At 63.3% G+C, this 21,964-nt stretch carries 13 protein-coding genes; 5 read left to right on the top strand and 8 right to left on the bottom strand.

The genetic code is table 11. The features are described from left to right. Positions 1-64: 64 nt before the first annotated feature. Entirely contained in the window at positions 65-1,276 is a 1,212-nt protein-coding gene (locus tag PVZ80_RS05385) for a pyridoxal phosphate-dependent aminotransferase (RefSeq protein ID WP_009050115.1), read from the bottom strand. 224 nt (positions 1,277-1,500) lie between these two features. Here PVZ80_RS05385 and msrB point away from each other — a divergent pair, with 224 nt between their 5' ends. The 3 genes from msrB to PVZ80_RS05370 all read left to right on the top strand — a co-directional run bounded on the left by msrB (position 1,501) and on the right by PVZ80_RS05370 (position 2,949). Then, the gene (gene msrB / locus PVZ80_RS05380; protein ID WP_009050114.1) at positions 1,501-1,893 is read left to right on the top strand and encodes a peptide-methionine (R)-S-oxide reductase MsrB; all 393 of its coding nucleotides are present in this window, start codon (positions 1,501-1,503) and stop codon (positions 1,891-1,893) included. A 112-nt stretch (positions 1,894-2,005) separates the two neighbouring features. Further along, positions 2,006-2,491 (top strand): glutathione peroxidase, encoded by a 486-nt coding sequence (locus PVZ80_RS05375; RefSeq protein ID WP_009050113.1) that lies wholly within the window; start codon positions 2,006-2,008, stop codon positions 2,489-2,491. Beyond that, on the top strand, positions 2,488-2,949 hold the full coding sequence (locus PVZ80_RS05370; protein ID WP_028683058.1) for a MarR family winged helix-turn-helix transcriptional regulator: 462 nt from the start codon (positions 2,488-2,490) through the stop codon (positions 2,947-2,949). Before PVZ80_RS05375 ends, PVZ80_RS05370 begins: the two co-directional genes overlap by 4 nt. On the opposite strand, the gene PVZ80_RS05365 is transcribed toward PVZ80_RS05370, so the two are convergent. Beyond that, a complete protein-coding gene (locus tag PVZ80_RS05365; protein WP_009050111.1) occupies positions 2,933-5,254 on the bottom strand; it encodes a hybrid sensor histidine kinase/response regulator in 2,322 nt (773 codons plus the stop codon). The genes PVZ80_RS05370 and PVZ80_RS05365 overlap by 17 nt on opposite strands. Positions 5,255-5,418: 164 nt before the next feature. On the opposite strand from PVZ80_RS05365, the gene PVZ80_RS05360 reads away from it, so the two are divergent. Together PVZ80_RS05360 and PVZ80_RS05355 are read left to right on the top strand one after the other, a co-directional pair. Beyond that, the gene (locus tag PVZ80_RS05360) at positions 5,419-6,309 is read left to right on the top strand and encodes an ATP-binding protein (protein ID WP_009050110.1); all 891 of its coding nucleotides are present in this window, start codon (positions 5,419-5,421) and stop codon (positions 6,307-6,309) included. Continuing rightward, a complete protein-coding gene (locus tag PVZ80_RS05355) occupies positions 6,306-6,788 on the top strand; it encodes a GAF domain-containing protein (protein WP_273863500.1) in 483 nt (160 codons plus the stop codon). The genes PVZ80_RS05360 and PVZ80_RS05355 overlap by 4 nt, the downstream gene beginning before the upstream one ends. A 7-nt stretch (positions 6,789-6,795) precedes the next feature. Here the strand turns inward: PVZ80_RS05355 and PVZ80_RS05350 are convergent, their stop codons facing one another. The 6 genes from PVZ80_RS05350 to PVZ80_RS05325 form a co-directional block, all read right to left on the bottom strand. After that, positions 6,796-9,744, bottom strand: a complete 2,949-nt coding sequence (locus PVZ80_RS05350; RefSeq protein WP_257373109.1) for an HD domain-containing phosphohydrolase — start codon at positions 9,742-9,744, stop codon at positions 6,796-6,798. 219 nt (positions 9,745-9,963) lie between these two features. Next, positions 9,964-11,955, bottom strand: coding sequence for an ATP-binding protein (locus tag PVZ80_RS05345; RefSeq protein ID WP_273863499.1), 1,992 nt, complete (start codon positions 11,953-11,955; stop codon positions 9,964-9,966). Positions 11,956-12,176: 221 nt separating this feature from the next. Then, entirely contained in the window at positions 12,177-12,803 is a 627-nt protein-coding gene (locus tag PVZ80_RS05340) for a response regulator transcription factor (protein ID WP_009050106.1), read from the bottom strand. 290 nt (positions 12,804-13,093) lie between these two features. Further along, positions 13,094-18,052 (bottom strand): hemagglutinin repeat-containing protein, encoded by a 4,959-nt coding sequence (locus tag PVZ80_RS05335; protein WP_273863498.1) that lies wholly within the window; start codon positions 18,050-18,052, stop codon positions 13,094-13,096. 111 nt (positions 18,053-18,163) lie between these two features. Next, a complete protein-coding gene (locus PVZ80_RS05330; RefSeq protein ID WP_435307278.1) occupies positions 18,164-19,888 on the bottom strand; it encodes a ShlB/FhaC/HecB family hemolysin secretion/activation protein in 1,725 nt (574 codons plus the stop codon). A 742-nt stretch (positions 19,889-20,630) separates the two neighbouring features. Then, entirely contained in the window at positions 20,631-21,962 is a 1,332-nt protein-coding gene (locus PVZ80_RS05325; RefSeq protein ID WP_009050103.1) for a deoxyguanosinetriphosphate triphosphohydrolase, read from the bottom strand. Positions 21,963-21,964 lie beyond the last annotated feature (2 nt).

Below are 21,964 nucleotides of genomic sequence, written 5' to 3'. Positions count from 1 at the left end.
AGTACAGAAGTGTTGCTGAATTAATCGCAGTGCGACCCGGGGCGGTCGCACTGCGTCGCAAGGCTTACTGGCGATACGACTTGAGGAAGCTGCCGATACGGCCGATCGCCTGTTCCAGGTCATCGACCCGTGGCAATGTCACGACACGGAAGTGGTCCGGCCATGGCCAGTTGAAGGCGGTGCCCTGAACCACCAACAGTTTCTCCGAGAGCAGCAGGTCCAGGACGAACTTCTCATCGTTGTGGATCGGGCAGACTTTCGGGTCGATTTTCGGGAAGGCGTACAGTGCGCCCATGGGCTTGACGCAGCTGACGCCGGGGATGTCGTTGAGCAGTTCCCAGGTGCGGTTGCGCTGTTCCAGCAGGCGGCCCGGCGGCAGCACCAGGTCGTTGATGCTCTGATAGCCGCCCAGCGCGGTTTGGATGGCGTGCTGGCTCGGCACGTTGGCGCACAGGCGCATGTTGGCCAGCATGTCGATGCCTTCGATGTAGCTCTGGGCGTGGTGCTTGGGACCGGAAATGGCCACCCAGCCGGAACGGAAACCGGCCACCCGGTAGGACTTGGACAGGCCGTTGAAGGTCAGGCACAGCAGGTCCGGCGCCAGGGAGGCGGTGCAGACGTGCACAGCGTCATCGTAGAGGATCTTGTCGTAGATCTCGTCGGAGAACACCACCAGGTTGTGCTGGCGCGCCAGTTCGAGCATCTCCAGCAACACTTCCTTGGGGTATACCGCGCCGGTCGGGTTGTTCGGGTTGATGATCACCAGGGCCTTGGTGTTCGGGGTGATCTTGGCCTTGATGTCGGCGATGTCCGGCCACCAGTTGGCCTGCTCGTCGCACAGGTAGTGCACCGGGTTGCCGCCGGCCAGGCTCACGGCCGCGGTCCACAGCGGGTAGTCCGGAGCCGGTACCAGCACTTCGTCACCGTTGTTGAGCAGGGCCTGCATGGCCATGACGATCAGTTCGGAAACGCCGTTGCCCAGGTAGATGTCTTCGATGCCGACGCCTTCCACCTGCTTTTGCTGGTAGTACTGCATGACTGCCTTGCGGGCGCTGAACAGGCCCTTGGAGTCGCTGTAGCCCTGTGCGGTCGGCAGGTTGCGGATCACGTCCTGGAGAATTTCGTCCGGCGCTTCGAAACCAAAAGGCGCCGGGTTGCCGATGTTCAGCTTGAGGATGCGATGGCCTTCCTCTTCCAGGCGTTTGGCGTGCTTGAGCACTGGGCCGCGAATGTCATAACAGACGTTGGCGAGCTTGTTCGATTTGCTGACCTGCATGGCGATGTGTTCCCGAAAATGAACGATCCAGACGGTGAGTGAGCTACCGTACTGGGAATCCTGCGTTTGCACACAGGCCTGAAGCCTGGGTTCGCGGCGGCAAAATCCGTTTGAACCCGTGTAACACGGCTGCCAGACTGGCGTCTAACGAGGCGCAATCATACGTGCCGCCCGATCCGTGGAAAAGATACAGATCGGGCTTTTTCAGTTGCAGAGGAAGGACCATGGAAAAGCTGGAAAAAACCCTTGAAGAATGGCGTGCCATGCTCGATCCGGAGCAGTACAACGTCTGCCGCCTCAAAGGCACCGAACGGCCGTTCTCGGGCAAGTACAACGCCACCAAGACCGACGGTGTGTATCACTGCATCTGCTGCAATGCGCCACTGTTCGACTCCAAGGCCAAATTCGACTCCGGTTGTGGCTGGCCGAGCTTCTACGAGCCGATCGGCGAGAGCGCCATGGTCGAGATCCGTGACCTGAGCCACGGCATGATCCGCACCGAAGTGGTCTGCGCCAAATGCGATGCGCACCTGGGGCATGTATTTCCGGACGGTCCGCCGCCGACCGGCCTGCGCTACTGCATCAACTCGGTGTGCCTGGACCTGGTTCCACGCTGATCGTAGTGGGCGCCCAAGGCGATTTTTCGAAATCGCTTTTTGGCTAATTAAATTGCACACAATTTAATTGAACGCTATTTTTGTCGCACCTTTCGTTTCTGGAGTCCGCGCCATGAGTGACACATTGCTGAACATTCCGTGCACCACCATCAAGGGTGAGCAAAAGACCCTGGCCGACTTCGCCGGCAAGGCCGTGCTGGTGGTCAACACCGCGAGCAAGTGCGGTTTCACCCCGCAGTACAAGGGCCTGGAAGAACTGTGGCAGACCTACAAGGACCGGGGCCTGGTGGTGCTGGGCTTTCCCTGCAATCAGTTCGGCAAGCAGGAGCCGGGCAACGAAGGGGCGATTTCCGAGTTCTGCGAGCTGAACTACGGCGTCAGCTTTCCGCTGTTCAAGAAGATCGACGTCAATGGCGCCGAGGCGCATCCACTGTTCGTGCAGTTGAAAAAACGCGCGCCGGGGGTATTGGGTTCCCAGGGCATCAAGTGGAACTTCACCAAGTTCCTGATCGGCAAGGACGGCGCGCTGGTCAAGCGTTTCGCCCCGGCCACCAAACCCCAGGACCTGACCCGCGAGATCGAAGCCCTGCTCCAATGACCGACCTGTCCGCCGATTCGCTGAAACTCGACAGCCAGTTGTGCTTCAAGCTGTACGCCGCCTCGCGGGCCGTAGTGCGGGGCTACAAGCCGATGCTCGACCAGTTGGGACTGACCTATCCGCAGTACCTGGTGATGTTGGTGCTCTGGGAATGGCAGGCCACGCCGCCAGAGCTGCCGACGGTCAAGGCACTAGGGGAGCGCCTGGCGCTGGATTCCGGGACCCTGACACCGCTGCTCAAGCGCCTTGAACAGCTGCAACTGGTGCAGCGCCAGCGTTCGTCCCGCGACGAGCGCGAGGTGCACCTGAGCCTGAGCGAGGCCGGCCTGGCCCTGCGCGATCAGGTACCACCGCTCAAGGCAGCGTTGTTATGCGACAGCGGTGTCGACCTCGACAGCCTGAGCGAATTGCGCAATGGCCTGGACCGTCTGCTGGCTCAGGTCAAAGCGCTGTCGTAGTCGGCACCCAGAGGTCCAAGAGGGCGATCAGCTCTTCACGGCGGAAGGGTTTGGCCAGGTAGTCGCTCATGCCCGCGGCCCGGCAGCGCTCGCGCTCTTCGGGCATGGCATTGGCGGTCAGGGCGACGATCGGCAGGTCCGGCCAGCGGCCGCTGCGGCGGATCTGCCGGCTGGCCTCGTAGCCATCCATCACCGGCATGTTGCAGTCCATCAGCACCAGGTCGAAATGCTGGTGCTCCAGCACGTCCAGGGCTTCGGCGCCCTGGGAGGCGACCGTCACTTCGCAGCCGAGCTTGCTCAGCATGCCTTTGGCCACCAACTGGTTCACCGGGTTGTCCTCCACCAGCAGGATGAAGGCGCGGCGCAGGGGCGCCAGGGTTTCCAACTGGGTTTCATTGATCACCGCGGTTTCGGCCAGCAGGGCCCGGCGCAGGGTCTGATACAGGGCGTTGCGCGCCAATGGCCGCGCCTGTTGCTGCAACGGCGCCAGGGCGCTGGCTTCTTCGCTGGGCAGGAAACTGCCGTAGGCGGTGACCAGCAGAATCGGCGCGCTGATGCTCGGGCGCAGGCCGAACAGGCATTCCGGGCAGTCGGTGATCAACAGGTCCGGCTTCTGCCCGAGCAGTGATTCATCGAGATCGCAGCGCCGATATTCCAGCCCCCAGAACGGCAACTGCACGCTCAGCAGTTCGGCCAGCCCGCTGCCTTCGGAGGTAATGGCCAGGACCTGGCCGTGCAGAGGCGACGGTGGGCTGGCAGGCGTGTGGCAGGGCAGCGGCAGGTCGGCACAGAACTGGCTGCCAAACCCCACTTCCGAGCTGATGCTCAGGCGCCCCTGCATGGCTTCGCAGAGGTTGTAGGTCAGCGCCAGGCCCAGGCCGGTGCCGCCGTATTGCCGGGTGATCCCGGCGCCGGCCTGGGTATAGGGCTGGAAGATCTTCACCTGGGCCTCGCGGGCGATGCCGATGCCGGTGTCGCAGACTTCGATCCTGACCCCGTCTTCGAGCCTACGCAGGCGCACATCGACACGGCCGAAGCGGGTGAACTTGAGGGCGTTGGACAGCAGGTTGCTGACGATCTGCCGCACGCGCGTGGGGTCGCCGAGGACCAGCGCCGGGAACTCCGGCTCGATCAGGCAGGCCAGCTCGACACTCGGCGCGGCGTTCTGCGACAGCAGGTTGGCGGTGTCCTCCACCAGCACCCCGAGGTCGAAGGGGATGCGCTCCAGCTCCAACTGGCCGGCGTCGAACTTGGACATGTCGAGAATATCGTTGAGCAGCTCCACCAGCACTTTGCCGGAGTCGTGGGCGATCGACAGTTGCTGGCGTTGTTCGGCGTTCAGCGGACTGTCCAGCGACAGGGCGATCATGCCCAGCAAGCCATTGAGCGGCGTGCGGATTTCATGGCTCATGTTGGCCAGGAAAGCGGCTCGCGCCTGGGCCATGTCGAGGGCGGTACTACGAGCGATTTCCAGCTCTTCGTTGGACTGGCTCAGCCGGTCGTTGATCGCCTTGAGCTCGGTGGTGCGCGCCGAGACGATATTTTCCAGCTGCCCGAGGTAGTCGGTCAGGCGGTTTTCGGCATTGCGCCGTTGCTGGATCTCGGTGGCCATGTTGTCGAACTGCTGGTTGGCGACCTTGACCAGTACGCCGATCTCGTCCTGTTCGTGGCTGGGCGGAAAGTCCAGTCGCGTCTGGTCGGGGTTGCGCGGATCGCGGCCGCTGAGCTCGCGAATGACGCCGACCAGGGGTTTGGTCAGCATCACGTAGAACAGCGCCAGGAGCAGCCCGGTGAGGATTAGGCTGCGCATGAAACCGTTGATCAGGGTGATTTCCGCACGGCGCAGGAAGCGGCTGCCGAACGAGTAGGTGTCGACTTCCAGGTGCAGGACGCCGAGGGATTCCGAGGGCAGGTGATCGAGGTACAGGCGGTCCTGGAACTCGCGCTTGGCGCCGAACAGGAAGTCGCTGAGCATCCGGTAGGGGCTTTGCTGGGCCGGTCGGGTGACGTTGGCCAGCAAAGTGTCGTTGTTGTCGATCAGCCGGGCGCGGATGATCGCCGGCGAGCGCAGCAGGCCGAGCGTCAGCTCCTGGGCGAGCTCGGAGTCGATGTTGTAGGCGATACGCGAGGCCGGATTGTGGCTGATTTCCAGGAGCGCGTTGATTTCCCGGTTGATGGAGGCATCTTCGCTGGCATAATCGATGCCGATTTGCAGCAGACTGAGCGCCGTCCCCAGGACAAACCCGACCAGCACAGTGAGCCTGGCTTGCTTGTAAGACAGGCGGTTGGTGAACTTGATGTCCATGGGGTGTTGAACCAATTTCCGTTTCCCTTCGCTGGGCAAGCATAGCTGATCGTCAGTGTGTTCCGGCAGGGCCCGGCGCCGTTCGCCTGCGGTAGACCTGGGCGGCGGAAGGTCGTTTCGTCTGCGTGCCACATCATTACTGGGAACCTGCCCGAGGAGAAGTCGTGGAATCTCGATTGAATGCTTTTCTTGAACGCGCCGACGCGGTTCTGGCGCGTATCGAGCCGCTGTTGCCTGCGCCGCGACAAGCCATCGACTGGAGCCAATGCCTGGCCGCGCGCTGGCAGCGTGAAGGCCGCAGCGGTTTTCTGCTGCCGCTGGAGGTCAGCCTGGACATGCGCTTGTCCGACCTGATCGGCGTCGACAACCAGCGCGACCAGTTGGGGCGCAATACCCGGCAGTTTCTCGATGGCCTGCCGGCCAACCACGCCTTGTTGTGGGGCTCGCGCGGCACCGGTAAATCGTCGCTGGTCCGCGCGCTGCTGGCCGAGCATGCCGAGCATGGCCTGCGCCTGATCGAAATCGAGCGCGATCACCTGGCCGACCTGCCGCGGGTGGTGGAGCAACTGGTCAAGCTGCCGCAGCGTTTCGTGCTGTTCTGCGACGACCTGTCGTTCGAGTCGGGCGAGGGCGACTACCGGGTACTCAAGAGCGTGCTCGACGGCTCGCTGGAGCAGGCCCCGGACAACGTGCTGCTGTATGCCACCTCCAACCGCCGGCACCTGGTGCCGGAGAAGGAAAGCGACAACGAGAACTGGAAGCGCGTCGATGGCGAGCTGCACCCGAGCGAGGCAGTGGAAGACAAGATTGCCCTGTCGGACCGCTTCGGCCTGTGGCTGTCGTTCTATCCCTTCACCCAGGAGCATTACCTGAACGTGGTCGAGCACTGGATCGGCGAGTTGGGAAGCAAGGCTGGCCTGCAATGGCAGCGTGACGAAGCCCTGGACATCCTCGCCGTGCGCTGGGCCACCGGCCGCGGCAATCGCAATGGTCGCTGCGCGTATCAGTTCGCGCGCTACTGGGTAGGTTTGCAGTTGTTGGAGCAAAAAGCATGATCGATCTGCAGAACACCGGCAAAGGCCTGGACGGCTATGCCTTGCTGTGCGCCCAGCTGGAATCGTTGCTGGCCGACGAGTGTGATTTCATCGCCAACGCCGCGCAATTCTCGGCGTTTCTGTTCAATCAGCTGGACGACTTGAACTGGGCTGGGTTCTACCTCAATCGCAACGAGGAACTGGTGCTCGGCCCGTTCCAGGGCCAGATCGCCTGTGTGCGCATTCCCTTCGGGCGTGGCGTGTGCGGTGCGGCCGCGGCGAGCCTGCAGACCCAGCGGGTCGAGGATGTGCACGCGTTCCCCGGGCATATCGCCTGCGACAGCGCTTCCAACAGTGAGCTGGTGGTGCCCCTGGTCAAGGCTGGACGGCTGATCGGCGTGCTGGACCTGGACAGCCCGAAAATCGCCCGCTTCACCCTCGAGGATCAGGCCGGCATCGAGCGCCTGGCGGCAATTTTCCTGCGCCTGACCGACTGCTGAACCCGCGTCAGGCCCTGAGCCCGGCCTTGCCCAGCACGCCCTCGGGGTCTACTCCATCGATCTGCTGCGGTTCCATGAAGCGGTCGGCGTACTGCTGGTAGATCCCGGTCTGGATAAACAGCTCGAACAGCTGTGGATCGATATGGGCATCGCGGCACATGGTCGCCATGATGCCCAGCGCTTCGCTCAGGGTCTTGCCCTTCTTGTAGGGGCGATCGGCCGCGGTCAGCGCTTCGAAGATATCGGCGATCGCCATCATCCGCGCCGGCAGGCTCATCTGCTCCCGTTTCAGCTGCCTGGGATAACCGGTGCCATCCATTTTCTCGTGATGGCCGCCGGCGATCTCGGTGATGCTGTTCAAGTGGCTGGGGAAGGGCAGGTGGCTGAGCATCCGGATGGTCTGCACCATGTGGTGATTGATCACGTAGCGCTCTTCACGGGTCAGGGTGCCTTTGCCGATTTTCAGGTTGTACAGCTCGCCACGGTTGTACTTGTAGGGCGGCACATCGAGCTTGAAGCCCCAGGGATTGTCCGCCGGAATCAGCTCGCAAGGGTTGCGTTCGATCAGATGCTCGGGCTTGTCGGCCAGCAGCGGTTCGATGACCGGCAGGGGCGCCGCCGGGGTACGTTGCTGGCGGCGGTTTTCTTCCCAGGACACGCCCAGGCGATCGTCCAGGGTGCGGCTCCAGGTGCGTTGGGCAATTCGTTCCAGGTGTTGCAGATCGGCCTCGGCCATGGCTTCGCTGCCGAGGTTGCAGCGGGCGATAAAGGCAAAGTCGTCGTCCAGTTCCGCCAGGCCGGCATCGCGGATCGCCGCCAGCGAAGCCTCATCGCCACCCTGGGCACGAGCCTGCCAATAGTCGATCCAGAGATCGCGCTTGAGCACCTCGAAGCGGGTGCGGATCTCGTGGATGCGGTCGTTCAGGGTTTCCAGCTTGGTGGCCTTGTCCACCACGTACTCGGGGGTCGTGATCTTGCCGCAATCGTGCAGCCAGGCCGCGATATGCAACGCCTCCCACTCGTCCTCGGTGGGCTGGTAGGCGCTGAACGGCGGTTGCTGGCTGGCCGCGGCGGCCTGGGCCAGCATCAGGGTCAGCGCCGGCACCCGCTGGCAATGCCCGCCGGTGTACGGGCTCTTGGCATCGATCGCCCCGGCCAGCAGTTGGATGAAGGCGTCGAGCAATTGTTTTTGCCGGTTCTGCAAGCGCTGGCTGTCGATGCTGACCGCCGCGGCGCCGGAGACTGCCTGCAAGAAAGCGATGCGGTCCGGGCGCAGCTTTTCCAGGTCGGCTTCCTGGCCGCTGTCGGCCAACAGCAGGACAAGGATGCCGACGGTTTCGTTGTGACGATTGTGCAGGCGGATACCGATCAGATGGACGCTGGGGCAATTCATGGCCAGCAGCACGCTTTGCAGGTCGGCCGCCTGCTCGAACCCCAGGGTCGTGACCACGTTCTCGCTGTTCGCCAGTTGCCGCAGCCACACCGGGCTTGCGTCGTGCTGGGCATCCTGGCTCCGTATGTCGAATGCCGGCAGGTCCTGGACATTGCCGGCGATGATCAGGCCGTGAGGCTCCAGGCTCATGCCTTCGTTTTCCCGCAGGTAGATCAGCCCGGCCTGGGCCTGGCCGATCTTCATGGTTTCAAACAGCACCCGTTGCAGCAGCGGGTCGAAGCGGGTTTCCGCGGAAAGGCTGGCGGTGATTTCAAAAAAGCTGGCCAGGGTGTCTTTCATGCGGGCCATCGACACGCTCAACTGGTCGACTTCCAGCACCGGCGAGCGGCGGGTCAGCGGGTAGTTGAAATCGAAGCTGCGGACGGCGTCGGCTTCCTGCACCAGGGCGCGCAACGGCCTGACCAGCACCCGTGAGGTCAGCCAGCCGAGTGGCAGGCACAGCAGCAGAATGCTCAGGGTGATCAGCGCGCCTTGCCAGCGCATGCGATAGGCGTCCGCCAGCAACTCGTCCTCGGGCACCAGCAGCGCCAGCTGCAAGCCACGGGGCCCACCTTCCTGCAGATGACGACTGGCAACTATCCATTGGCGATCCTTGAGTCGCAGGCGATTACCCTGGGCCTTGCCCTGCAACAGCGCATCGAGGGCCGGGTTCAGGTCGTTGGCGCGGATCAGCCGGGCACTCTGTTCTTCGACGATCAGGCGACGGCTGTCCGGATAAGCCACGGCATGGCCATTGCCATCCACCAGGGCGATTTCAGTGCTGGGCGTGACCCGATGCTTGGCCAGGGTGGCCGAGAGTTGTTCCAGGGTCAGGTCGGCGCCCATCACCGCGTTATGGCCACTGCGGCGGGCGAGGGTGGTACCGACGTTGCGGGTGGAGAAAAAGACGTACGGCTCGGTGGTGATCTGATCGGTATCGGCCTTGGCGTTGGCAAACCAGTTGCGGCTGCTCGGGTCGTAGGCTTCCTGGGAATTGTCCCGGCGGCTGACCAGGGCGAGGTCGGCGTCGTAGAACAGCGACTGTGAATGCAGTTGCCCGGTATGGCGGTCGCGCTCGATGCTCCAGACTTCATAGGCCGCGGGTCCGGGGGCCTGGCGGGCCTCCTTCAAGGCCTGGCTGCGCAAGGGCCGGACCATGAAAAAGTCCCCGTCGGCATAACCCACATAGAGGGAAGCCAACTCGGGATTGTCCTTGAGCGATTGGCTGAAAGGCCCGAGCAGCGCCAGGCGTTGCCCCAGATCGGTGGCCTGGACGGCCGGATTGCCCACCAGCAGGCTGAGCAGATGGCGAATCGGTTCGTAGGTCGCTTTCAGGTCCAGCTGCACGTCCTGTTCGATGCGCTGGAACAGTTTTTCGCTGCTGGAAAGGATGATGCGGGTGGTCTGCTGGTAATTGAAAACGCCCAGCACCACGCCGGTCAGCAGAAGCAGGCAAGTGAACATCACGCTGATATGCACATGGAGAGGAAATCGGCGTTTATCGAACGACAGCGTGCTCGGCATTACAGCTCTCTCCAGGGGGCGCGTGATGCGCAGCTCAACGTCTCAGCATAGTTAAGGCAGGTGCATTGTGCTCAGGGGAGGCGGCTCCGGGGGCGTTGCGAATTGCAGTCTGATGGAGACTCGCCATGAGGCTTTTGCGGCCGACTGACAGGATAGTGGCTTTTTGATATTTATCTGGCAACTAGCGGCAAACACAAGCTGTTGCGTTGGTGATGGGGCTCAGGTCAGGGGCGCGCTGGGCTGTTGATCGATCTGCCACAGCAGGGCCCGTTCGAGCTTGAGCATGGCCTGTTCCAGGGCGGTTCTGCGCTGCGTCAGGGTTTGCCTGTCCGCGTCTTCCAGAACGGCCTGCTCAAGGGCTTCGCACTGCGCTTCAAGGTCTTTGGCCTGCACCATCAGCGCCGAGCCCTTGATCTTGTGGGCCAGTTCCGCGAGTGCTCGGGGCGGTGGCTCGCAGGGCAGGGCCATCAGTTGCTGGCGGTCCCGATAGCTGCAATGCAGCAGTTCGGTGAGGATGCGCAGGGCGAACTGCGGTTTGCCACGGGACAGGGTGCGCAGCGCTTTCAGGCTGAACACGCCATTCCAGGGCCGCGGTTGCAGGCCAGCCAGTTTGTGACTGAGGGTCGCCAGGCTGACAGGCTTGAACAGGCAGTCATCGATGCCGGCCTGTTCGCACTGCTGTCTCTCTTGCGGTCGGGGGCTGGCGGTCACCCCCAATACCCGGCAGGCCGCGCGGGACTCCAGGCGTTCATGCTCGCGGATGGCGCGGATCAGCTCGTAGCCGTGCATGCCCGGCATGTTGCAATCGACGATGAGCAGGTCGAAGAACCCCTTGCACCAGAGCTCGAAGCCTTGCTCGACGTCTTCGGCGGTGCGGCAGCGGTGCCCGAGAAAATGCAGTTGTTCCCCCAGCAGCAGGCGGTCCGCCGAATGATCGTCAATCACCAGTACGTTCAAGGCCCGGGTGGCAGGGGCAATGAGTGGCTCGACGAGGGTCGCGGGTTTTCGCGCGGGCTGACAGGCCAGCGGCAACAGGACCCGTACTTCCGTGCCTATGCCCGGCTGGCTGGCCAGTTGCAGCGTGCCTTGCATGAGTTCGCAGAGGTGACGGCAAAGGGTCAGGCCCAGCCCGGCGCCGTCAGGCCGGGAAAGGGGGCGAGCCTGGGCCTGGAAGAAGGGTTCGAACAGCCTGTGCTGATCCTGCTCGTCGATGCCGATGCCGCTGTCCGTCACTTGCAGCATCAGTTGCACCTGTTGCGGCTGCGTGGCCGCTTGCAGGTCGAGATGGACCCTGATCTGGCCCTGTTCGGTGAACGTGATCGCGTTGTGCAGCAGGTTGCCCAGGACCTGCCTGAAACGCAGCGGGTCGAGCAGCACATCGACCGGCTCGAGGCTGGAGTGGAAGGTCGGCAGCAGCTTGAGATGCTTCTCCCGGACCTGGCTGTCGAACTCGCTGACAACGGTTTCGACAAGCAGGCGCGGGTCGAGCCATTCAGGCTTCAGCGCCAGGCTGCCTGATTCGATGCGGGCGATATCGAGGGTATCGTCGACCAGGGCCTGCATTGTCCGCGCCGAGCGATAAGCCATTTCAATGACCGGACCATCCTGGGACTGGCTGGCGGAGCGCTGCTGCAGCAGTTCCAGCGCACCGATCAACGCATTCATCGAGCGGCGCAGTTCGTGGCTGGTGCTGGCCAGGAATGCACTTTTCGCCCGGCAGGCCGCTTCGGCCTGTTGCCGGGCGGCCTCGAGGCTGTCGCTGAGCCGATGGCGTTCGCTGATATCGACCCAGCCGCCGATGATGCCCCGGACCTCGCCGTTCGCGTCCCGATAGGGCAGGACCCAGTGCTGGACGGTCAGTTCCTGCCCGTTCAGGCGCAGTGGCCGGTCACGCAGCAGCGGGCGGCCTTGCGCCATGACCCGCTGGTAGTCAGCGTGATATTCGCGGGCCTGCCCGGGATCGTCCATGACGCCCTGCAACAGGGTTTTGCCGATGAGCGCTTCGCGGTGGGCGGCGAGACTTTCCAGGTAACTGGCATTGCAGCTTTGCAGCAAGCCCTGGCGGTCGCGCACGTAAGTCGGATGCGGCACGCCGTCGATCCAGGCCTGCATGAATGCGAGCTGCTGCCCAAGATCATGCGCGGCCTGTTGCTGGCGGGCCAGGCGTAGGTGCAGCCAGGCATTCCAGCCCAGGGACGCCAGCAGCGGCACGCCAAGCCCCAGGCCAGCGAGCAGGAGCAGCCCGCGATGGCCGTTATCGAGAGGTGGGTCGGCAGCCGATTCAAGACAAGGCGCGGTGCCAGTGCACTGAGGGGCGGATGTTATTCCGGACTCTCGTTGCCCGGCCTCGACCAGGCCAAGAAACAGTACCGCCAGAACGGTCGTGGCCGTCAGGGTTAAATAATAAGAAATGTGTTTGAACATCCTGTTTCTCACACCAGTTCGTGACGTTGTGCCAACTCGATAAGTTCCGCCATGGAAGTCGCGCGAAGTTTGTGCATGATTCTTTTTTTATAGGTGCTGACGGTCTTGCCACTGAGAAATATGCTGTTGGCTATTTGCGTACTGGTGCTGCCCTTGGCAAAAAGTTGCAACACCATGAGTTCCCGATCACTGAGCAACATCAGGCGGTTCAGTTCGTCGTTCGAAGTTTCATCCTGCCTTGGCGTTTGCAGGGCATGACTCGGAAAGTAGTTGTAGCCGCACAGCACGGCCTTCATGGCGCTGAGCACTTCGCTCAGGTCTTCCTGCTTGCACACATAGCCGCAGGCCCCGGCCTGCATGCAGCGCCCGGCGAACAGGGCTGGCGACTGCGCCGTCAGCACCAGCACCCGCAGCGACTTGTCCAGGGCGCCGAATCGCAACAGCAGCTCCAGCCCGTCGAGCTTGGGAATGCTGATATCGAGCACGATCAGGTCCGGCATGCTGTCACGGACCATTTGCAGGGCATCGACCCCGTTATCGGTTTCGCCGACGACTTTATAACCTTCATGTTCCAGCAACATGCGGATGGCCAGTCGGATAACGGGATGGTCGTCGATGATGAAAACAGAACTCATGGTCAAACCCGTGGGAATAAATACAGGGCTGGACCTTAGCGCAGGCAGGACAGTGGATATATGCGGGTTAAGGCGGGGTTGGGGACAATAAGGCAGTTCTTACATGAAAGACGGTTTCGGATTACAGCGGTTTTTCAGTTGAAAGTAGGAATGAGTATCCAGCCATGTAAAAGGTAAGGAGATGTTGGCGGTTTAGTGCAGTTTTCGCAGGGCAATAAAGGGAGGAGGGAAGGGAACAGAGCGAGGCTGCCCCCCGTTCATGGGGGGCAGCCGATCACGGAGCGCTTGCCTCAGGGCGCTTTCTGATCGATGCCGGCCTGCAACAGCTGGCTGTCGCTATGGCCGCCGACGCGCAGCGGCCCCAGGTTGAACGCCTGATCCTTCTGGGTGGCCTCGTCCTGCTTGCGGGTCAGCTCATCCTTGGCGCCGAGGGCCAGGTTGACCGGCGACTTCGACAGGTTCAGCCCGACGTCGGCACGGTAATCCGTACCGGCCAATGCCGTGGTGCTGACGGTCGAGCCGCCGAGGTCGACCTTGCCCTCGCTGGCGCCGATCCGCGCGCCGCTCAGGCGGGTCTCCCCCGACACTTGCAGGCTCACGCCCCGGGTCCCGCTGATGCCTGAAGCCTCTGCCACGCTGTCCTTGCTCTGACGGCTGACATTCAGGTTCAGGGTCGGCGTGTAGGAAGTGTTGCCGCTCTTGTCGCCGAACAGCACGCCTTCCGCGGTGTTGGTCAGCTTGCTGCCAGCGCCGGTTTTCTCGCTGACGGCGTAGCTGTCGCTGGTTTTCGGCCAGACCCGTTCCTTGAGGCTGGAGAAGCGATCGCCCAAGGCTTCGGTCTTGTCGGCGAGGTAGCCCTTGGCTTTGTCCACGCCGCGACCGAAGGCGCCCTTGGGTTCCGGGTTGACGTCATAGCTGCCGCTGCGGGTGAATTTCTCGCCCAGGCGCTCCTTGGCGATTTCGGCCTTGTTCACCAGGTTGTCCTTGGCCGCCACCAGGCGCTCGGTGCCCTTGTCGACGACGTTTTCCAGCTTCTCGCGGTGCTTGTCGAAACTGCCTTCGGCCTTGGCCTGCAGCTTGTCCTTGAGCGGGCCGGTCTGCTTGGTCAGCTTGTCGACCACGCCAGGCTGGTTCTTCTCGGCGTCCAGGCGGGCGTCGAGGTTGACCGTGGTGCTGCTGAGCTGGTCCTTGCGGCTCTCCACCTTGAGATCGCCACCGATCCGCCCATCGACCTGGTTGGCGTCGATGCGCGCCCCTGCCAGATGGGTGTCGCCGTTGCTGACGAGCGTCACCTGGTCGGCCTTGATCAGGCTGTTGTGCTGGGTGTTGCTGTGCACCTGCGCGACATCGATCTTGGCCCGGGCGTGGATACCGCGATCGGTTTTCGGCGAGTCGTGTTCGCCGGCGTCGGCGCGGGTGGTCTTGCCGCCATTGCCACCAGCGCCCAGGGTCAGGCCCCAGTTGTTGTGGGCCTGGGTGGATTGCGCCGACTCCTGGTAGATCCCGCCGCGGTCAGCGCTGAGGGTGACGTTTTTGCCCTCGACCTGGGTGCCCTGCAAGTGCAGCGCGGTGTTGCTGTCGGAGCCGCTGGCGAGTGTTACCTGGCCATTGCTGTGCAGTTGCCCGCCGGTCTGCTTCTGGTCCTGTTCCGAGACCCGGCCGATGTTGAAGTTGGCGCTCAGGTTGGCGCTCTTGCCGCTGCTCTGCTCGCTGCTGGTCTTGCTGGCGCCGCCGGTCAGGCCGCCACCGAGGTTGCTGCCCTGGCTGCTGTGGGTGTCGACCGCGGCCTGCAGGTCGAGTTTGCCGCCGGCGTTCAGGTTGATGTCGCCGGTCTTGGCGGTTTTGCTGCCGATGGTGGTGCCCTGCAGGATCAGGTCGCCACCGCTGGTCAACTCGACCGGGCCTTTGCCCTGGATGGTCGCGACCCGCGCCTGGCTGTCCTGTTGGTCCAGGCGCTTGTGGTCCAGTTGCACGCCAGCGCCGAGGTTGAGGTTATTGCCATTGGCGCCCGGGGCGCTGCCGACGGTGAGCGAGGCGTCGCCGCGCAGGCTGGAGTCGCTGCTGTTCTGGCGGTCATTGGCCTGGTTCAGCGCCAGTTCGCCGCCGCTGTGCAGCTTGACGCCGGCTTCGCCGCCATCGAACCGGCTGCCTTCGTACTGGCCGTCGCCGCTCAGCGCGATGTCCACGCCCTGTTTGCCGACATAGCTGCCGACCACCGCCTTGCTGCTGTCGCTGCGCTTGTCGCTGCTGCCGCCAGCGCCGCTGCCACGTACGTTCAGGTCCTCGCCCGTGGTGGTGTAGACCCGTACGCCAGCCTTGGCGTCCAGCGCCTGCTCGCTGCTGCTGTGGGTATTGCTGGCGGCCTTGGCCACCTGGCTGCCGGCGTCGATCTTCAGCGTGCCTTGGGTGGCCTCGTAGCGGCTGCCCTCATCCTGCAACTGGCCGGCTACCTTGACCTCCACCTGGCCGCCCTGGAACTGGCTGACCACGGCGTTGCTGCCTTGCTCGGTGCGCTGTTTGTTCTGGTGGCCGACTTCCACGTCCAGGCCAACGTTGGGTTGTTCCAGGGCGTCGAGCAGGCCTGGCTGATGGAACTTGCGCTGGGCCACGCCTTCGATGGCTTTTTCCACCGGGCGGGTCAGGCCCTTGTATTCGACGTTGGCGCCGACATCGGCGCTCCAGGTGTTTTCCTTGTGGCTGGTGGACTCAGTGTTGTGCGCCGCGCGGTTGTCGACCTGCTCGGCGTTCACCAGCAGCTTGCCACCGGCCTTGACCTGGGCGCCCTCGGTCACCAGGGTGTTGCCGGCCTTGATGGTCAGGTTGCCGCTGGCGGCGATGCCGGTGGTGTTGGCGGTACCGGTGTCATGGGTGTCCTGGGTGCTGCTGTGGGCGAACTCCACACCGTTGCCCGCGCGGTCCAGGCCGCCGGTGTAGTAGAAACCGCCGCCGGTGGTGCGGGTGTCGGTGCTGCTGCTCTTCTGGTCGTGATCGGCCAGCAACTCGACCTGCTTGCCGCTGAGGCTGGCATCGCCGTGGGTGGCCTTCAGGTCGCTGCCCTTGATGCTCAGGTTGCCGCCCGCAGCGACTTGCAGGCTGCCGCCGCTGAGGCTTGAACCCTGTTGCTGGGTGTCGCTGGTCTTGACCGTTTTCTGCTGGTCTTCGTAACGCACGCCGGCACGGTATTGCCGGGTGTCCGGGGCATTTTCCTTGGCATAGGCGTCGAAGCCACGGGTGTGGGTGGTGCTTTCACTCTGCGAGGTGTTTTGCGCCGAGTCGATCTTGATGTCGCCGTCAGCCTTGGCTTCGAGCTCGCCGGTCGCGGCCACGTGCGCGCCGCTGATGGCGATGTCCTGGGTGCTTTGCAGCTTGAGGTTGCTGTCCGAGCGCAGGTCGCTGGTGACAGTGGTACTGTCTTTGCGGTTCTGCCGGCTTTCATCCTTGGTGATGCCGAAGAACTTGCTGTCCTTGCTGTAGCTGTTGTCGTGGGAGCGGTCTTGCACGCCGTCGATGGTCAGCGAGCCGTTTTCGCTGATCACGCTGGCCTGCTTGCCGCCACGGGCCTGGCTGCCGCTGATGCGGACCTCGTCGGCCTTGACGATCAGGTCGCCCTTGGCGTTGACCTTGCTGCCCTTGTTCAGGGTCTTGCCCTTGTCGCCGTCGCCGTTCTTGCCGAAGAAGCTGCCGCCGACCAGATCGCCGGAGTAGGACTTGTCGCTGTTGCTCTGGGTGCGGCTGGCACTGGTGATGTCCACCTGGCGCCCGGTCAGCTCGATATTGTTGCTGGCCAGTTCGGCGCCCTGCAGTTGCAGCTGCTTGCGACTGGTCAGTTGTAACTGTTCTTTGGCCTCCAACTGGCTGGTGATACTGCGCTGTTCGCTGCTGGACTTGTCCCAGTCGGCTTTCCACAGGTGTTTACGGTGGTGGCCCTGGTCGCGTTGTTCGTGGGTTTCGGTGGCGGCGGTCAGGCGCAGGTCGGCGCCGCTGTCGACCGTCAGGTTGTTGCCGGCCTTGATCTGGCTGGCCTTGAGTTCGGTGTTGGCGCGGGCCTTGAGCTCGGCATCGCGGCGGGCGGTCAGCTGGTTGCCGTGCTGACGGCTGTCGCTGTCGGTCAGGGTGCGGTCGTAGGTTTCCCAGGTGATGCCGATGGTGCTGTTGCTCCACTGCTCGCGTTTTTCCTGGAGCTTGCGGCTTTCGATGGCGCTCAGGGTGAGGTTGCGTCCGGCATCGAGCTTGATGTCGCGGGCGCTGACATCGGTGGCGGCGAGGGTCAGGTCCTGGCCGCTGCGCAATTGCACGTCGCCCTGGCTGCTGTGCACGCCGGCACGGACGGCGTCGAGGCTATCGGGCTTGGCCTGGCCGCTGATCTGCAGGTCGCCGGCAGACGCGATATCCACCCCGTCGTGACCTTTGACCTGCACCGCGCCGACCCGCACGCCGGCGCCTTCGGCGGTGCTGACAATGTTGATGCGCCCGGCCTGCATGGCGCCGAACAGGCTGGCGTCGATGCGCTGCTCTTTGGTGTTACCGGCCGGGTCGGTGCTGAGCACCTTGCCGCTGGCCGGGTCCACGCGGTTGCGTCCGACGGTGAGGTTGAGCTGGTTGCTGGCGGTGATGTCGCCCTGGCTGTCGATGCGCGGGGCGATCAGATTGATGCTGCCATTGTCGTTCTTCAGGCCTCGGCCCTCGACCGTCAACTGGCCTTTGGCGTCACCGGTGCTCAGGGCTTGCAGCTTGCCGTCGTTGAACTCGGGGCGACCGACCAGCAGGCTGGCGTTCGGCGTGTTGATGAAGCTGCCGCCGTTGACCGAGATGCCATTGGGGTTGGCCAGCACATAGTCGGCGGCGCGGCCGAAGATCTCCTGGGTGCCGTTGAGCGCCGAGGCGTTGCGGCTGATCACCTCGTTGAGAATCACGCTGGCGTCCTGGCCGTGGAACTGCGGGTTGGCAGCCAGCTGCCCGGCCAGTTGCGAGGCGCCGGATTGCAGGGAGTTGTTCAGCACCACGCCCTGGCGATCGACGTTGTAGTCGAGGAACTGGTTATGGGAGAGCCCGGCGCCGTTGGGCGCGACGATGTTGACGATCGGCACGCCGTTCTGGTTTTGCAGCTGCGGGATACCGCCCGGGCCCGGGGCCACGGTGATACCGCCGGCCAGCGCCTGCGGCAGATGGGAGACCAGGAGCAGGCTGGCGATGGCCAGGCGCAGTTTGCCCCTGGGGGACAGGTGAAACACAGATGTGTTGTCGGGCATAAGAAGCTCTCTATGTGTGGGCCGAGTGGCGGTGCGCGCTGTTCGTTGCAACGCTGCTGTGGTGTTCAGGCTCGGCTGTTTTTTTCAGGCTGATGCACGGTTCGCGGGACCTCAGATCTGCACACTCAGGCGGGTCAGCCAGGCGGGCGATTCATGGTGAAAACGCTGGGGTGTTTCCAGGCTGTGCTGGTAGTCGACATCGACTTGCACGTTCTTCCAGCTCAGGTTCAGGCCGATGCTGGCGCTGCTCAGGCGCTCGCTGCTGGCGCCTTCTTGCGCCTTGATCCGGCCGTGATCGAAGGCCAGGCGCGGGGTCAGCTTGACGGGCAGGTCGTTCTGCAACGGCAGGCGCAGGGTGTTGCGCCAGATCCCGCCGATGGCGCCCGAGGCGCTGTTCTCGCGATAGCCGCGCACGGCGGAGTCGTCGGTGCCCAGCAGTTGTTCGATGGCCGGCAGCGGGTCGGGGCTGTACTGCAGCGACAGCTGGCTCTGCCACTGCCAGGGCTGGCTGGCGAAGTGGCCATTGCGCCATTGGCTGAGGCTGGCGCGGTACTTGCGAAACTGCGCCTGCGGCAGGTTTTTCTGCACCTGTTGCGAGTCGCGGTCGGCGCCGAACCAGGTCAGGCCCTGGGCGTAATTGACGTCGAGGTTCCACACCGCGCTGTCGAGCCAGAACAGGTTGAGCCCGGCTTCGGCCACGGTCAGGGTCGGGCTCTGGATGCCCAGGCGGACTTTCTCCAGGTAGCTGTCGACATCCTTGTGGGCCAGTTGCAGGTTGGCGCTCAGCTGGTGCCCCTGGTCGCGCCACAGCACACGCTCGGCGCGCAGGCTGAACAGGTCAGTGCGCCCGCTGTTGTAGAAGGTCACGCTGCTGAGCTTGAACGGCGCCCGGTACTCGGCATGGCTGGCGAACAGGCTGTAGGTCCAGTAGCCGTAGGGGATCGAATAGAAAACGCTGGCGCTGCGGCTGTAGCGCGGACCGTGATTGAGGGTGTCGCTGAAGTTCAGGTTGAGCGCGTCGTTGAGTTGCAGCGGGCTGTCGAGGCTCAGGTTGACGGAGTTGCGGTCGCGCCCGGTACTGGCGCTGCCGAGGTTATCCACACCCAGCCCGAGGGCCCAGCGCGAGGCGCCGCTGCTGCGCGAGCGCAGGATGATCCGCGAGGCGCCGGGCTGGCTGCCGGGGGCGATATCGGCAGTCAGGTCGAGGGAGCGCAGGCGATTGAGCTGGTCCAGGCCCTGTTCCAGGTCGCGCAGGTTCAGCGGTTCGCCGAGCATGCCGGGAAAGGCCCCGGCCAGGGAAACCGGCAGGCTCTGGTCGGCCAGTTCGACGGCCTCGACATAACCTTCGTCGACCACGATATCCAGCGAATGGCCGGCGGCGGGAGCGCTGCTCAGGTAGGGGCGGCTGGCGATGTAACCGGCCTCGACATAGATCCGGGTGATCTGCGCCAGCAGGCGGTTGATCCCGTTCACTCCCATGCAGGGCGCGATATAGGGTTCGAGCTGGCGGTTCAACCGGTCTTTCTTGAACAGCGTGACGCCGGCGATCCGTGTGCCGCTCAGGGCCCAGCACTGTTCATCCTGGCCACCCTGGGTGGTTTCGGCGGGAGTGACCGCCGGGGTCCCGAAGCTGCCGCGCTGTAACTGGCGCTGGCGCTGTTCCAGTTGCAGTTGTTGCAGGTCGCGCTGTTGCTGTTGCTGCAGACGCAGGGCTTCCTGACCCGGTTGTGGCATATCGGCGGCGGCCACCGGCAGGGACCCGGCCAGCAGCGAGAGCAGCAACCAGCGACGCAGGCTGGTATGGCAACTTGGGTGACTTGAGGACGTATGGGGCACTCGACATCCTTAACAGTGAAAAACGGACGAGGAAGTGCGGGAACAACTTATTGACACGGATTCATTCCGTGTACTCACTTCCATTTTGACGCTTGAGTCCTGGGCGTGCTCTTTGTTACAGCGAGGGGTGAAATTATTTTCGAACTAACCGTTGGCTTGAAGTTTGAGTGAAGGTACTTAGTTTGCTTGCTATTTGTTTTGCCGGCGATCATCCGGCCTGGGGTCATGAACGGGGAACGATCTATCGAGGTGTGAAATTAACCTTGTTAAGCCATTACGGTTCGAGACTAGCGGAAACGATAAAGTTGATTTGTACGGAATTTGTAATCGACGGGAACCTGCAGGGGCCTTGTGTTGCAAGGGGTTTGGTCCGACGGGTGAGCAGATGTATCGAAAGGTAAAGGTAGGATGTCTGGTTGTTTCGTTAACGGTCTGTTTAATTCAGGTTAGTTGGATTGATTGTTCAGCTACATATATCGGTCACTATCGCTAGTTATAGAGCAAGTGCTCTAGGTGCTGAAGGCTGCCTGGAATAGTATCGAGACTTGATGGATGTCTAGTGAACGAGGTGGAAGTGAAGGCGCTGTCGAACAGTGCGCAGAAGGCAGCTGATCAAAGTTGAAGTAACGATTGCATCGGGATATTGCCTGATAAGGGCCTAGGGGAATCCCTTAGTTGCCGACTCACACAAAACCGCTCGAACGGCCACCTCGATAACGCGAGGCAGCCGTTCAACGACGGGTCATTGCGGGCTGGAACGCCCGGTCATTTCCCGGGCCATTTCGCTGGCGTAGCTGTCGGTCATGCCGGCGATGAAGTCGATCATGCGCAGGAAGGAGGTGTGCAGCGAACCGTTCGGATCCGGCGCGTTGTTGCCGAGCAGGTCGAGGATCCGCCGGTTCTTGAACGACGGTGTGCGTCCGCCGTGCTGTTCCAGCGCGGCGCCGCAGAACGAGTTGAGGAGGATTTCCAGGGTGGTGTAGGCACCGATCTCGTGCAGGGTCTTGCGCTTGTCCTGGAAGATCTTCTTGCGCGCGATGTCCTTGGCATTGAGCACGCAACGCTTGGCCGGGCCGTGCATGTGCTCCACCAGATCGCCGGGCAGGGTGCCGCTGAGCAGGGCGTCCTGCTGTTCGACGAAGGCCCGGGCGGCGGCGTTGGTCAGGTGCTCGATGGCCTTGCCGCGCAGGATCGCCAGCTTGCGCCGGCGCGAGTCCCGCGGGCCGAGCTGGCGATAGGTTTCCGGCAAGTCGTCGCCCACCAGGCCGAGCAGCAGCGACTCGACTTCGGCATAGTCGAGCAGCTCCATCTCCAGCCCGTCCTCGAGGTCGATCAGGGCATAGCAGATGTCATCGGCGGCCTCCATCAGGTACACCAGCGGATGGCGGGCCCAGCGTTGTTCCTCGAGTTGCGGCAGGCCGAGCTTGTTGGCGATCTGTTCGAGCAACGGCAGTTCGCTCTGGTAGCAGCCGAACTTGTGCTTCTTGTAGCCCAGGGAGTCGGCGTGACGCGCGGTCCAGGGGTACTTCAGGTAGGTGCCGAGGGTGGCGTAGGTCAGCCGCGTGCCACCGTCGAACTGGTGATATTCCAGCTGGGTCAGCACCCGGAAGCCCTGGGCATTGCCTTCGAAGTTGAGGAAGTCGTTGCGCTCGTTTTCGCTCATGGCGTCCAGCCAGCCGCGCCCGGCGGCCTGCTGGAACCAGTGGCGGATCGCATCTTCGCCGGAGTGGCCGAACGGCGGGTTGCCGATGTCGTGGGCCAGGCAGGCCGATTGCACCACCATCCCCAGGTCGCTCGGTTCGCACCACTCGGGCAGGGCGTCGCGAATGGTTTCGCCGACCCGCATGCCCAGGGAGCGACCGACACAGCTGACTTCCAGGGAGTGGGTCAGGCGCGTATGGATGTGGTCGTTGCTGGACACCGGGTGCACCTGGGTCTTGCGGCCCAGGCGGCGGAAGGCACCGGAGAAGATGATGCGGTCGTGGTCCTTGTGGAAGGGGCTGCGGCCCAGTTCTTCAGGGCTGTGCAGCGGTTTTCCGAGGCGTTCGCGGGTAAGCAGGGTATGCCAATCCAAGG

Origin of the sequence: Pseudomonas sp. B3G-3, assembly GCF_028640915.1 — a bacterium.
Lineage (GTDB): Bacteria > Pseudomonadota > Gammaproteobacteria > Pseudomonadales > Pseudomonadaceae > Aquipseudomonas > Aquipseudomonas chlororaphis_I.
This window is presented reverse-complemented; position numbering and strand designations above follow the sequence as displayed.